Origin of the sequence: Nitrosospira sp. NRS527, from assembly GCF_018406445.1 — a bacterium.
Lineage (GTDB): Bacteria > Pseudomonadota > Gammaproteobacteria > Burkholderiales > Nitrosomonadaceae > Nitrosospira > Nitrosospira briensis.
The window spans coordinates 2,168,990-2,183,220 of the sequence record NZ_AP024515.1; the positions used below are offsets into that span (position 1 = coordinate 2,168,990).

Here is a 14,231-nt window from a genome sequence, read left to right on the forward strand (position 1 = left end):
ACTGGTTGCGTCAGGGAATATCTGTTTCCGTTTAGCGCTTACTCAGCGGTTCCATACATATTATGAATTTATGAATGATACAATTTCACCGATCTCCCAAATAAAAAACTCATTGGAGGCAATTCCGTGGCCGCGATCAAATCCATTCTGAATGAAACGCGCATTTTTCCGCCGGACCCGGCATTTGTCCAGCAAGCTAATGTATCCGGCATTGCAGCTTATCACGCCCTCTGCGCCGAAGCTGAAAAAGACCTTCCTGCGTTCTGGAGCAAACTGGCGCGCGAACACATATTGTGGCACAAACCGTTCACTCGCGTATTGGATGAAACGAACCATCCCTTCTTCACATGGTTTGATGATGGCGAGCTGAACGTTTCGTTCAACTGCCTGGACCGGCACCTGACAAGCCAGCCAGACAAGATTGCGATTATTTTCGAGGCGGATGACGGCACAATCACCCGCGCCACATACCGCGATCTTCATCGCCGCGTTTGCCAGTTTGCCAATGGTCTGCGATCTCTTGGCATCAAGAGGGGCGATCGTGTCATTATCTATATGCCGATGAGTATCGAAGCCGTAGTGGCAATGCAAAGCTGTGCCCGCATTGGCGCGACTCATTCGGTGGTATTTGGCGGTTTCTCCTCCAAAAGCATTCATGAGCGCATTCTTGACGCAGGTGCAGTGGCTGTCATTACCGCCGACGAACAACGGCGGGGCGGCAAAGTCAACCATTTGAAAGCCGCGGTGGATGCAGCGCTTGCCATGGGTAACACCGACGCCGTGAAATCGGTCATTGTGTATAAGCGCAGTGACGACAACCTGCAACTGCAAGAACGTGATATCTGGTGGCACGAATTGATCAGGGACCAGAGCGACACCTGCGAGCCCGAATGGGTCAATTCCGAGCACCCCCTGTTTACGCTCTACACCTCTGGTTCCACCGGAAAACCAAAAGGCGTGCAACACTCTTCAGCAGGTTACCTGCTGGGCGCAATTACAAGCATGGAGTGGATTTTCGATTACAAACCCACCGATATTTTCTGGTGTACCGCCGATGTGGGTTGGGTTACGGGACATAGCTACGTTACCTACGGTCCGCTGGCAGTGGGCGCCACCCAGGTCATCTTCGAGGGGGTTCCCACTTATCCCGACGCCGGTCGCTTCTGGAAAATAATTCAGGACCATAAAGTCACCTCGTTTTACACAGCGCCCACCGCGATCCGGTCGCTTATCAAACTGGGGCCCGACCTGCCCGGAAAATATGATCTTTCCTCTTTGCGCCTGCTCGGTTCGGTAGGTGAGCCGATCAACCCGGAAGCGTGGATGTGGTATTACACCGTTGTTGGCCAGTCCCGCTGTCCCGTTGTGGACACCTGGTGGCAGACCGAAACGGGCTGCCACATGATTGCCCCCATGCCCGGCGCGGTGCCGCTCAAGCCCGGCTCCTGCACGCTGCCCTTGCCCGGCATCATGGCAGCCATTGTGGATGAGGCAGGTCACGACCTGCCTAACGGCAAGGGCGGGTTTCTTGTCATCAAACACCCGTTTCCGCCACAGGCACGTACTTTATGGGGCGACCCGGAACGCTTCAAGCAAACCTATTTTCCCGAGGAACTCGGCGGCAAGTACTATCTGGCCGGCGATTCCGCCAACCGCGATCTGGATGGCTATTTCTGGATCATGGGGCGCACCGACGACGTATTGAACGTTGCCGGTCACCGTTTAGGCACCATGGAAATCGAATCCGCGCTGGTGGCCAGCCCCCTTGTTGCGGAAGCTGCAGTGGTAGGCAAACCCGATGAAATCAGGGGCGAGGCCATTGTCGCATTCGTGGTGCTCAAGGGCGAGCGCCCGGAGGGTGAGAATGCCCACAATGTTGCAATGGAATTGCGTAACTGGGTATCGAAAGAAATTGGTCCTATTGCCAAACCCGATGAAATCCGCTTCGGCGATAATCTCCCGAAAACCCGTTCAGGCAAGATCATGCGGCGCTTGCTGCGCACCCTGGCCAAAGGCGAGGAAATAACGCAGGATATTTCTACGCTGGAAAACCCTGCAATACTTGAACAATTGAAGCACCCGATAGCATAGAGGGTTGGATAGCTTAACAATGCAATTAAATGGCTCGACAGCTTGACGAATAATCGCTTTCATACCCAGGCAGAAGCATCGGCTGAAGCCCCACCGCTGCCCGTCCGCCTGCCTCAGGTCACCGACTACGACCATGGTATCAGCGCTATCGACGCGGACTATTTCCGCACGGGGCTGGCCGCGATTCACCTGATTGTCGAGGCGGGAAAAGCGGCACTGGTGGATACTGGAACATCGTCTTCCGTCGCAGGCCTGATGAAAATACTGCACCAAAAGAATATCGCTCCGGCGGATGTGGCGTACGTGTTCCTGACCCACATACATCTGGATCACGCCGGGGGCGCGGGCGAATTCATGCATCGTTTTCCCAATGCGAAACTGGTAGTGCATCCCCGCGGTGCGCGACACATGGCCGACCCCGCCAGGCTGGTTGCAAGCGCAATGGAAGTGTATGGCGAAGCGGAATTCAAACGTGTCTATGGGGTTATCCGTCCAGTGGAGGCAAATCGCATCGTTGAGGCACCCGATGGATTCAGCCTGGATTTCAACGGCAGGCCGTTACTTTTTCTTGATACGCCAGGCCACGCACGTCATCATTACTGCATCTTCGATAAGCAAAGCCAGTCGTTTTTTACCGGCGACACGTTCGGCATCTCCTATCGTGAATTCGACGTGGACGGCATGGAGTTCGTGTTTCCGACCACCACGCCGGTACAGTTCGACCCGATAGCCGCGCATGCCTCGCTGGACCGGCTCATGACCTACAACCCTTCTTATGCTTTTCTTACACACTACGGCCGCATCGGCCATTTGCCGCGCCATGCGGCCGAGATGCACGATTTGATCGATGCCCATGTGTCGATAGCCCGGAAATTGCGCGATGCGCCCAACAGGCATTCCGCACTAGTGGAGGAACTTGGAGAGTTGCTGTTACAGCGGGTTATCGCACACGGCTGCAAATTGCCGGGGGAAGAAATTCGTTCTCTGTTAAACCTGGATGTTGGGCTGAATGCGCAGGGACTGGAATACTGGCTGGATCATGCGGGAGGAAGCAGTTGAAGTCGATACCGTATCGCAAACTGTAGGGTTGTGTAGGGTCGCCAAGATAAAGAACCCGGAAATCTGAAGCTGAATACTACATCAGGCTGTTTCCATCTGTCTTACTCTCTCAAAAAAACATACCGCCGCCGCTGCCGCCACGTTCAATGATTCCGTTCCACCGGGCATGGGAATGCTGATTTCGTCAGTGATTACTTGCAGCACCGCATCAGACAAGCCCACGCCCTCATTACCGAACACCAGTGCGATCGGCCCCGTCAATTCGGTCTGGTAGAGACTGTTTTTTGCTCTCAGGCTGGTAGCAATTACCTTGCCGCTAAATGCACGCACCACTTCCGGTAGATTGGATTGTTCGTGAATATGCAGAAAAAAGTGCGCACCCATCGCGGCGCGCAGTGTCTTGGGTGACCACGCATCCGTGCAATCATTGGATAAATAAATATCCGTCGCTCCTGCGGCGGCGGCGGAGCGCAGTATGGAGCCGACGTTTCCAGCGTCTTGTATGGCTTCGAGCAATACGCAAAAACCTTCATTTCCTCCACGCTTGTTTTCATCCCTTGCAGGTTTACGTATGAGGATGGTTTCAGCCGAGGGGATGCGTGCCAGCGCCATGATACCGGTTGGAGTTTTGACTGGAGAAACCTCGCGAAACAGCGAGTCGCTCAGCACAACCAAGTTCAAACTTTCCCTGGGTTTCCATTCGTCCAGCAAGCGTTTTATTTCCGCGCTTTCCCCACCCGACTCGCTCATGATGAGAACTTCCGGCTGTCCCAGTGCAACACGATAGGCAGAGACCAAATGTACGCCATCGAGCAGTGTCAAGCCGGCTGCTCTGCGCTGCTGTGCAGACCCGGCCAGTTTGATCATTTTCTTGAAGAATGGATTATCGCGGGAACTGATAAATTTCATGATTAGACTGCGAATAGCTTCAGTGGCTATTTGTATCAGCCGCCATCACTTCAGCCTCATCTGCTTTTCCGAATGGCTCCATCGGAATCATCCGGTATCTGACTTCCAGAATTTCTAGTTCTTCAGTGCCACCCGGTGCGTGCAATGTCACCACATCCCCTTCTCGGGCCTTGATCAATGCGCGTGCCATGGGTGAAATCCAGCTGATGTAGGCTTTGGAAGTATCGATCTCATCCACGCCTACGATAGCAACTGTTTTTTCATCGCCTTTTTCATTGGCGAATGTAACGGTTGCGCCGAAAAAAATACGGGTTTCATCATCTCGTGGGGCGGCCGGATCCACTATTTCTGCCATATCCAGGCGTTTGGTCAAAAAACGTATACGCCGGTCGATTTCACGCAGGCGCTTTTTGCCGTAGATATAGTCGGCATTCTCCGAACGGTCGCCGTTGCTGGCAGCCCATGATACTGTAGCGGTCACATGGGGGCGCTCTTTATTCATCAGCCATTGAAACTCGTCCATCAGCCGTGCATGGCCGCCGGGGGTGATATAGTTTCTACTACCGGCAGGTAAAGAAGATGGGGTGTCGATAACCTCTTCTTCAAGGTCATCAGCCGGTTCTGTTTCCTTGGTAAACGCTTTGCTCATATGCTGATGTCGCGCCCGAAAATATTGATATTTAAAACAGCTGACCTTCAGGCTCAGGCCCACTATTATTGGATCGTTACAGCGCCGTAATACTGCTCTCAAGTAAACCAGCTTATCCTGGTTACTCAATCTATGAATAACAGCGCGTCTGTTTGGCATCGTCTCGCTGCAGCGCCGCATCATGGCATGTTTCTGGCTGGAGCTCTGCACGGTGTGTTCACACTGTTATGGTGGGTACTCGATCTCGCTGGGCGCCATGATATTGCGGTGGCAATCGGATACTTCGCCAATATGGTGCTGGGCATGGCTTCGCGTGTCACGCTTGGGCATTCGGGAAACTTGCTGGTGCTGGACAAATTTACCTGGCGGCTGTTTATCGGGTTTCAGGCCGTAGTTTTGCTGCGGATATCTCCCGATCTTTTGCCTGACGCTTTCGGTACAGCTACCATGACTCTATACCTCCTGGCGGGGCTGTCCTGGCTGATCTGCTTCACACTCTGGGCAGTTCGCTATGTTCCCCTCTACTGGCGACCGCGGATCGACGATAAACCGGGCTGATCACTCGTCGAGTGACAACGATATCGCGCGGCATCATGGTCATTAACCCGAATGTTTCATAAATTGACACGCGCCCTCGCTGGTCTTTTGTTTCGTATGAAAATTTCGTTCAGTCGGGCGTATGAATAACTACGCCACTCTTTCACAAAATCTCCCTACAAAACAAAATCCTGCGCAATCATCACGCAAATTTATGAAACATCCGGGCTAATTATTTCCGGCAATCCGCCGCGCTTCTTGGGTAGCGCCCAGCAGTCCGATTTTTGGATTCATGACCACATGCACCGGAATATCCTCCATCAATGAGGAAAAACGTCCTTTGTCGCGAAACGCTTTCATGAAACCGCCTTCCCTCAGCTTATCGATGATTCTGGGAGCGATGCCGCCCGCCACATACACGCCATTACGGCACAGGCCCGCCAGCGCCAGATTCCCGGCATAAGCACCATAGATCTCGACAAATAAATCCATCGCTCTCATTGCGATGGGATGCTTGTGGTTGAAAGCCAGGTCTGATACTTGCGCCGCGCCATCGGGCTTCAGCCGCACCTGCACCAGCGCCGGCGTGCTATTCAAGTCCGTCTGCAGAAAATTGAAAGTATTGATCAATCCCGGTCCTGATAGTATCCGCTCGATCGATACATGGCCAAATTTCTTCCGCAAGTATTGGAGCAGGCGATCCTGCAATTCATCCGCGGGAGCAAAATCCATGTGCCCTGCTTCACTGGACAAGGGTATATAGCGGCCGTCTTGCCATATGAGCCACGCCACACCCATGCCCGTGCCTGCGCCAAGCGTAACCCGAAGCTCCATGGCAGAAGGCTTCCCTGCCTGCAGCGTTGCCAAGTCGCTCTCGGGCAGGGTTTCAATACCCAATGCCACGGTTTTAAAATCGTTGATGAGTTTAACCACAGGAATGGAAAATTCTTTTGTGATAGCTGCGCTATCCATCACCCAGGGCAAGTTGGTGAGATTCGCCACCTGTTGCGTAATCGGTCCTGCCACTGCAAAACAGGCGCTTACGGGGTTGGAGCCGATACCCAGCGTCATTGTCTCCCGCAAGAACTCCCTCAGCATATCCGAAAAACAGGCGTATTCCTGACTGGCATAACGGCGTTCGCAGCATACCTGAGCGTCGCCGTCCTTCAGTTCAGTTGCCTGTAGCAATGTCTTGGTTCCGCCAATATCGCCGCTGATGTAATATCCGGTCACGATTTTCTCCAACGTTGGGCAGGATCCTGACGATAAAACAGCGCTAACTGCTCATACACCCCAGGAAAATGTAGCTTTACCGACAAGGGTATTTCAAAAAATGCCTCGCTCATTACTGCGAAGAACTCTGCGGGATCCTCGGCCGCATAGGGATCCACTTCTATCGCCTCATCCGCATCGACACGTCTGCAAAAAGCCGCATAAGCTTCACCGAAAGCTTCGCTCCATGCTTGCCGGCTCATGTCCGCATGCAATGGCGGAAATCCGTTGGCATCGCCGTTCAGCATGTCGAGTTTGTGCGCAAACTCGTGTATTACGACGTTGTACCCCAACTCGGCTTCAGCAGCAGAAACATCTTCCCAGGAAAGAATCAGGGGCCCGCCGAGCCAGGATTCTCCCGATACGGCCTCGGCCGCATGATGCACCACCCCATCTTCGTCCACATACTCATAGTTGCGGATGAATTCACCGGGATAAACGATAATTTCGACCCAACCATCATAGTAATCCAGGTCGAGATTCAGGATCAGAATACAAGCCTGCGCTGCGATCAGCACATGCATTTCATCGGTGACGATCAGCCCGTGCGCGCCACTTATCTGCTTTGAATGAAGAAACAGGATGGCGTATTCACGCAGTCGCTCCAGCTCAGTCGTATCAAGGCCGCGCAAAAATCTCAGGCGCGTTACAGCCTGTCGCCAGGTATCATCAGGAATGGATTCATTTTTAAGGATGCGGCGACGATACCAGGCTTTGAAGTTCGAAAGCATAGAGATTCGGAATCAGCCATCGCCGGGTTCCAGCACAGTGGTTTCCACTTCTGGAGCTTCCAGCTCCACCGCGTCGATCCGGGCAAAGCGCTGGCTGATCTTGCGACTCGAAACGTGTACCTCTTCCACATCCTGATTAGCTTGGCGAATATGATCGGCAAGCTTCTTCATGCGCTCGTCGAATCGGGCAAAATCCTTGCCGAGCCTGGAGAGTTCATCCTTGATGATATGCACCTGCTCGCGAGTTTCGATATCTTTCAACACCGCGCGCGCAGTATTCAGCACCGCCATCAAGGTTGTCGGTGAGACTATCCATACCTGCTTCTGCATGGCGTAATCGACTACATCGTAGTGATAAGCATGGATTTCGGCAAAAACGGCCTCCGCCGGCACAAACATCACTGCGCCATCACAGGTTTCCGGCGGCAGAATATATTTGCCGGCAATATCATCCACATGCTTCTTCACGTCCGCCTTGAATTGCTTTTGGGCCAATGCCCGGCTGGCTTCATCCGCATGGCGGTCAAACATGCGATGAAAGTTTTCAAGGGGAAATTTTGAGTCCACCGCCACCATGCCGGTCGGTGGAGGAAGCCTCAACACGCAGTCGGCACGGCTACCGTTGGAAAGCGTGTGCTGCATCGTATAGGCGGCAGCAGGCAGAATATTGCGAACCAGCGCTTCCAGTTGTACCTCGCCGAATGCGCCGCGGGAACGTTTGTCACCCAAAAGTTCCTGCAGGCTCACCATATTGGTGGTGAGGCTATCTATTTTTTTCTGCGCCTCATCAATAGTCGCAAGCCGCGTCATAACGCTGGTAAAAGTCTCGTTAGTCTTTTTGAACCCTTCGTCAAGACGCTCGGTAACATGACCGCTGATCTGGTCCAATCGCGACTCTACCGTGCCGCGCAACTGCTCGGAGGTTTTACCGAGCGCCTCCGACAACCGGTCTCCCTGCTTCGCCAATCCCTCGTGCAGGTCCTTGAGCATGTCGCGGTGTTTGTCTTCCATCGACTTTGCCTGATGCCCCAACAGTTCGCGCACCATTGTCGAAAGCATGCTGAGCCTGATCACCAGAAAAGCCATGGTGACAAGCAATATGGCGGCGGAAGCAATAATCAGCAGAGGTCCGGGCATGATGTTGTAGAGTATACCGGAGAAAATAGGACAACTGGACATATGGAAAATATGACCAGGGCGCCACAGGAGAAATTCGCCTCATTGAAAGGCAATCCGGAATCTACAGCGCTTAATCAATCAGATCAGGGGCGCAGTTCTGGTTTGTTTTTTTTTGCAACAGAGCCTTAATGTCTCCGGCTCCAGAAGTCCGACTTAGGCCAACGGCATTCGTGCTGATAAAATTTATTGCGTGTTTCAAGGTAGCTGTTGAAATGGTTTTTTATATCAAGCTGGTAGGATGCAAATGCATCTATCGTATTTCGAGTCAAGTTGTTTGCAATAAGACTGGCCGCTTGACACGCGGTGGAAATTGCAAAACCAATACCCATTGATGATATCGGGTCAAACGCGCTGACCGCATCGCCAACCGCGATAAAATTTTTGCACGACGAGAAATCCGTTATCTGTGATGCAGCGTTGCGAACCCAAGGATTATTTGAGCATATTGACGCGCCCTTAACCCGCATCTTGACGTGACTCGTTTGCTGTAACAGTGCTGCCCAGTTATCGCCTTGATGCAGTCGATGATGCGATACGATATCGGCATCGGAGAACAAAGTTACCACCATCGTATTATTGGGTAATAAAGCGCTATACCACCACCCCAGTTCGGCTGCCTCAATTAAATATTCATGGGCAAGCATGGTGTGCGGGTCATGGTTAAAAAAAGTTCCTACGCCCACCAGATTATCCAGCTTCCTTGGAGCAGCGCCTACCCGTTTACATATGCTTGCGTTTCGGCCGGTTGCATCTACTAAAAACTTTGCCTCGACATAAAATACACCTTGCGTAGGATGCTTGAGTTGAATTCGCCAACCGCCATTATCAAGTTTATCAACTGACATGCACCTGGTTCGTGGAAATATGCGTCCCCCTCGATGAACAACCTGTTCAACCAATTTAAAATCGAATCGTTCACGATCCAATTGAAAACTGGCCTGCTCGGTCGTGAATATTGAATCACGGCAATTAGGTCTATCACTGCCCCAATACGATGTGCCACTGTAAGAGGGAATAAAACTCCCCTCGTCAAATTCATCTTTGTCAATTATCAAATAATCCATCAGGCTGAAAATGCTCGCCGAAACCTGCTCTCCCACGCGAACCTGGTTGAAATCAGACTGCTCAACCAATATAACATCAGAGTTCGAGTAATTAAGGAGAGCAAGTGCGGCGGAGGCCCCAGCAGGGCCTCCGCCGAATATCAGCGTATCGGTTTGATGAACAATGCTGGCCACCGCCCGTTAACGCCTACTGCGCGTACCGGAGCGAGGCATGCCTAAACCACCACTGGCAACTTCAATGGGTTTAAATGCGCGTTGCTCGAGAAACTCCACCATTTTTGCAGCACGCAGGCTTTTGGTTTTAATTACGTCTTTCTTTTTTTCGATATAAAAAACGGGAATCTGGGTCTCGTTGTCTTCTGGATTTCCGCTTATAAGGCCCACACCCACGTCTTGATAAGAGAACAGCTCGTGGTTGCGCTCTGTTTCTGTGAAGTATGGGAAGCCCGTGTCTTGCGGGTTAGAATCCCGAATAAATGCCAATGCTGACCAATGCTCCACCATTTGCACAAACGTATTAATGCCGCGTGCGTAATTCATTTGCTGCCCTGCAGGCATATGAGATTTAGCCTGGCCTTCGGCGGTAAGATCGCCGGTTAATACATCCCAGGGGCTTTGTGGTGGCCACCAATACGTATAGTAGGTTGGTGGCATTGGTACTTTCTGCTCTGATTTATTCACGTTGGGGTCTGTAAAATTTACGTACTGAACCGTACACTGAAAAAAATCAGCTTGCCATGGGCACGCCATTCTTTTGGTTAAATCACCGGGCTCACAGCCACCCCCTTCGCACTCATCCCGCGAAGGTGACAAACCCGTTTGGTTGTATCCATTTTTACCTTTTTGATCCTCGATAACATAAGGCGCAGAGTAGATATTCTTGTTTTGCAAGCTCCAGGTCACTTCTATACCCGGGCACATCGGCAGCCCAACGCAATTACCCACGCCGGCTTCATCCATTACATCGACGTTGTAAGGCTTAAAAACAGGATCACTTACAAAATTTCCATTGGCCCATTGGTTCAGTAAAAAATACTGAGTTTCGTTAAGCGCTAAAAATTTTTCTATGATGTCATTACTCACCGAATTACTGCCGGAGTTCAATGGCATTTGTGGAAAATGCCCTCCTACAGTTTCCTTAAACAATATTTGCTGCGGTTGATCGGGAGACGGGTTCTGCTTGTCGTCTGGCTGCCGAAAAAACGAGAAATAGTGTTGACGATTGGCTTTATTCGCGTCGCTGCTGTCAGAAAAGTCAAAAACATTGGATGAAAACGCCATCATGGATTGAACATTAGCCACCCATTGATAGCGCCCGGTGCGTTGGATAATCGGCAATATGTCACGCTGATAATTCGCCTGGAACGATTCACGAAAAGCACCGTTGATGTACATCTCCGGAACCAGGTTAAAGCACCGAACGCCTACATCAAACATGGTGTCGCTCAGCGTAGAAATATTTACAATCTCCGGCGCGAAATCTGGTGAACCAACAATTACCCACGCCTGTAATTCTTGTGCGGGCGAACCGTCGTTAAAGATGATTTTGCAATAAACCGGCCCATCCGCAACATCGTCGTGCCATGTGTCTGACCCACCATAACTGGTAAGAGGCGCATTGCCACCGGCGTTGCCATATGCGCCCAAAACAATCAGGCGGCCTGCATCGTCTGTGATCAAGTTGCCCAGCGTGGTTACGTGATTACCGTAAAGAACGACTTCCGACGGGTACGTCGCCGGATAGCCGTCTGGTACAGAGCCTTTATCAAAACCAATCGTTTGACGCGCCCCCGACACGCTTCGCGGCCCTGGGTCCACAATCAGCTTTCTGCGATCATCATCTTTCACATTAGGGTTACGTAATGCGACGCCACGACTTTGATAACTATTATTTTCACCATAAAGCAAATTTCCTTTCAATTCTGCATATTGGTACCAAGCGGCTTTTTTATTGGCCAAATGTACCGTCCACTCGATGGATTCGACATTAGCGGAATTCAATGTCAATTCGCTGCCATCGGCCTGGTACACTTTAAAAGGCTGACCTTGCCTGCGTACTTGGCCAACGTCGTCTTTAAAGTGGACAATAGTGCCTTGCTTATTGCCGTATTGATCCGCTTCAAAAGGCAAACCACCGATCGATTCTGGTGATAGACAAAACTGACCTTTGCTACTCCCTAAACGTGCTACCCCAATCGAGGGGTGTATCTTGCATTGCATGACAGCATCTCCATTTTGTAATAAATGAATAAAACCACTCTATCAATAAAACCCCATTAGCTAGATCCAGCTAACGTGCCATTGGCCCATAATGCTTTTCAACTTGCCCTGCTCTATGGTTGAGTTTATTGGACGCTTCCCGAAGCGTTGAGGCTGGAGGTCGCTGTATTTGCCCCTGCCCTGATGCGGATTGAGATTCCCATGTTCGTTTCCTTTTGTCTTTTTGTTAATGTTCTTTATCTCCTGTCGCGGGCGCTTGATCATTTTTTTGATCTCAAGAGTTGGTCGAGTCTAGTTGCTTTCCTTGAGCGTCAAATCGAGAATAAGAAGCAATAAACAGCTTCTGTTTGACCATTTGACCTGCTCACGGGAATTAACCCGGATGTTTCATAAATTGACGCGCGCCCTTGCTGGTCTTTTGTTTCGTATGAAAATTTCGTTCAGTCGGGCGTATGAATAACTACGCCACTCTTTCACAAAATCTCCCTACAAAACAAAATCCTGCGCAATCATCACGCGAATTTATGAAACATCCGGGTTAAATAGAGAAGGCATTCGTATCGATCCTGGCCTGCGTGATGCACGCAGAAGCGGGCTTCGTGGGCAAGCCTTGGGAAACGTTATTGACTCAATAGATGGCGAGCGGAGGGGTATGGGCAAAAAATAACGGCAAGTGGCGATCGCATTGGATGCTGGAGAGGGTATCCAGAATGTGGTGCACCAATCAGGAACGAGACCGGAGTAATACCCTCTCCAAATGCCCCGGCAAAGGATCAGATTTCACTTGAGAACACGGACACGGCTGCCTCATCGCGCCGGGATCTCGGCGAGCTTAAACCCCTCCGTAAGTGAATAATCCACTTATCAAAGGTGCTTATGCAAATTAGACCCCCATACCGTTGTTATATAGACAGACCGTTGATAAAGATGGAGGATTGGCGGGAACTCGAAAATTATCTTGCGTGCGTCTCATTCAATTGCTTGGCTTCCATGAGCAGAGCAGATCCGATAAGGGACAATGGCTTGGCTGAAAACGAAAAGTCGCAAAAGGGAAGCCGCTTCCTTGTGGCTCAGGATCAGGCCGGCTTAAACACTCTTGCGGCATGCGACATGAATCCGAGCAAACCCAAACCGGTTGGCAGCGTTGCATAGGTCTCGAGCTCGGACACAGCGGTGAGCATTGGTCGCAGTCCCCGGATATTGGGCACGTCGCACCCCACCCAACCCATCAAATTAGCGGGTAATTATTGCGCCGATTTGTTACCTCATGCCCATCGGATAATACCGCTCGCTTTCCATCTGGTGCCTTTGCCATTTGTTCTGACGTTGCTTGACGCGATCCTGATAGCTGCTGACTTCTGCCGTATCTTCCTTTTTTTCCGCCCGCTCCTTCCTGGCTTTTCTACCGACCCGGCGTCTCTCTTCCGTAGCTTTCCGTGCTTCGTCCGACCTCGAATCCTTTGGCCTCACCTCTTCCGAAGCCGAGTCCCATGGCCTCGATTCCCATGGTTTGGATGCCGACGGCTTCGGATCCCATGGTCTCGCCTCCCAAGGCTTCGGGTCGCCATTTTGCTGCCCTCGCTGTTTTACCTGATTCTTGTCCGGTTCCTGCTGTCCCGACCGGCTATCCTCAAATGCTGTGGCAGACTGCGGAACCAGCATCATGAAGGCAATAAGTGCTGTGCACTGAACACACAAAATTTTCATAGTTGAGCTACTCCCCTGCTATTGATTCACTTCGTTATTCATGACCCGCATTATGAGCGCGGCAACCGTCCTCATCTATTAAACTCTTCCTGTAACGGCAGACTCTCTTGCGGAGGATAGAAAATTCTCAAGCCATCCGTTTGTGCCCAGGGCGTTATCACATGTACCTTCCGTCCCTGCGTATTGATGATATCTTCAACCCGCGCCCCACGCACGGTAAGCGCATCGGCGATCAACGAACGATGGCAGCGCCACGGAACCGCTTCGGCACACATCAGTGCGCACCGTTCCTTCTCGGCAAGTTCCATCACATCCTGCACATTCGAGGCGAATCCCGGCGTTTGCATGTAATCAGCATATCCGCGAAAAGACGCATTGCGCCAGGCTCCATTGATCGAATCCTTACGAGCATGCCGCAGCCCGCCCAGCCCCGGCAGGTGAGTGTATTTGATGCCCGCTACTTTCAGGGAGCCAGGCAGCGTTTCTTTATTGAATTGCGGATTATGCCGGGACCGCGGCACGGTGCGCACATCAAGGATATGCGTAACCGCGTTCGCTTTTAATATACTAACGAATTCGTCCAATGGGTGCGTGGAATGCCCAATTGTGCATATCAAAGGCTCGGATGCTGATTGCTGTTTACTCATAGCGCTAGCTCTTCCCCGCTCGCTGGTATCCTCTATCGGTACGTAAGCCAGAAACACTCCCACCATGAAAAACGTCGAAGGACAATGAAAGTAAGTCAACACTTACGTTAACATTCTCTTCTTATACACGAGACAATTGCAGAGAGTGGACGAAGCTCCCTCCGGG

At 51.4% G+C, this 14,231-nt stretch carries 12 protein-coding genes; 3 read left to right on the forward strand and 9 right to left on the reverse strand.

Annotated elements, in window-relative coordinates; all coding sequences use genetic code 11:
- Positions 1 to 126: 126 nt before the first annotated feature.
- Entirely contained in the window at positions 127 to 2,091 is a 1,965-nt protein-coding gene (acs, locus tag KJS40_RS09730; RefSeq protein WP_213537360.1) for an acetate--CoA ligase, read from the forward strand.
- A 96-nt stretch (positions 2,092 to 2,187) separates the two neighbouring features.
- Positions 2,188 to 3,150: an MBL fold metallo-hydrolase gene (locus tag KJS40_RS09735; RefSeq protein ID WP_213539800.1), complete on the forward strand. Its 963-nt coding sequence runs from the start codon at positions 2,188 to 2,190 to the stop codon at positions 3,148 to 3,150.
- Positions 3,151 to 3,231: 81 nt separating this feature from the next.
- Here KJS40_RS09735 and KJS40_RS09740 read toward each other — a convergent pair whose 3' ends face one another.
- Together KJS40_RS09740 and greB are read right to left on the reverse strand one after the other, a co-directional pair.
- The gene (locus KJS40_RS09740) at positions 3,232 to 4,059 is read right to left on the reverse strand and encodes an RNA methyltransferase (RefSeq protein ID WP_213537361.1); all 828 of its coding nucleotides are present in this window, start codon (positions 4,057 to 4,059) and stop codon (positions 3,232 to 3,234) included.
- Between the two features lie 19 nt (positions 4,060 to 4,078).
- Positions 4,079 to 4,708, reverse strand: a complete 630-nt coding sequence (greB, locus tag KJS40_RS09745; protein ID WP_213537364.1) for a transcription elongation factor GreB — start codon at positions 4,706 to 4,708, stop codon at positions 4,079 to 4,081.
- Positions 4,709 to 4,840: 132 nt separating this feature from the next.
- On the opposite strand from greB, the gene KJS40_RS09750 reads away from it, so the two are divergent.
- Positions 4,841 to 5,266 carry an NnrS family protein gene (locus KJS40_RS09750; RefSeq protein WP_213537366.1) on the forward strand — a complete coding sequence of 142 codons (426 nt, stop codon included), beginning with the start codon at positions 4,841 to 4,843 and terminating at the stop codon, positions 5,264 to 5,266.
- A 207-nt stretch (positions 5,267 to 5,473) separates the two neighbouring features.
- Here KJS40_RS09750 and glk read toward each other — a convergent pair whose 3' ends face one another.
- The 7 genes from glk to KJS40_RS09785 all read right to left on the reverse strand — a co-directional run bounded on the left by glk (position 5,474) and on the right by KJS40_RS09785 (position 14,065).
- Positions 5,474 to 6,478, reverse strand: a complete 1,005-nt coding sequence (gene glk / locus KJS40_RS09755; RefSeq protein WP_213537368.1) for a glucokinase — start codon at positions 6,476 to 6,478, stop codon at positions 5,474 to 5,476.
- Positions 6,475 to 7,248 (reverse strand): M90 family metallopeptidase, encoded by a 774-nt coding sequence (locus KJS40_RS09760; RefSeq protein WP_213537370.1) that lies wholly within the window; start codon positions 7,246 to 7,248, stop codon positions 6,475 to 6,477. The genes glk and KJS40_RS09760 overlap by 4 nt, the downstream gene beginning before the upstream one ends.
- Before the next feature lie 12 nt (positions 7,249 to 7,260).
- Positions 7,261 to 8,385 (reverse strand): DNA recombination protein RmuC, encoded by a 1,125-nt coding sequence (gene rmuC, locus KJS40_RS09765; protein ID WP_213539801.1) that lies wholly within the window; start codon positions 8,383 to 8,385, stop codon positions 7,261 to 7,263.
- A gap of 167 nt (positions 8,386 to 8,552) precedes the next feature.
- Positions 8,553 to 9,665, reverse strand: coding sequence for a lysine-epsilon-oxidase maturase LodB (gene lodB / locus KJS40_RS09770; protein ID WP_213537371.1), 1,113 nt, complete (start codon positions 9,663 to 9,665; stop codon positions 8,553 to 8,555).
- A gap of 6 nt (positions 9,666 to 9,671) precedes the next feature.
- Positions 9,672 to 11,711 (reverse strand): CTQ-dependent lysine 6-oxidase LodA, encoded by a 2,040-nt coding sequence (gene lodA / locus KJS40_RS09775; protein WP_213537372.1) that lies wholly within the window; start codon positions 11,709 to 11,711, stop codon positions 9,672 to 9,674.
- Positions 11,712 to 12,971: 1,260 nt separating this feature from the next.
- A complete protein-coding gene (locus tag KJS40_RS09780) occupies positions 12,972 to 13,418 on the reverse strand; it encodes a hypothetical protein (RefSeq protein WP_213537373.1) in 447 nt (148 codons plus the stop codon).
- Positions 13,419 to 13,489: 71 nt separating this feature from the next.
- Positions 13,490 to 14,065 carry a DUF488 domain-containing protein gene (locus KJS40_RS09785; RefSeq protein ID WP_213537374.1) on the reverse strand — a complete coding sequence of 192 codons (576 nt, stop codon included), beginning with the start codon at positions 14,063 to 14,065 and terminating at the stop codon, positions 13,490 to 13,492.
- Between the last annotated feature and the right edge of the window lie 166 nt (positions 14,066 to 14,231).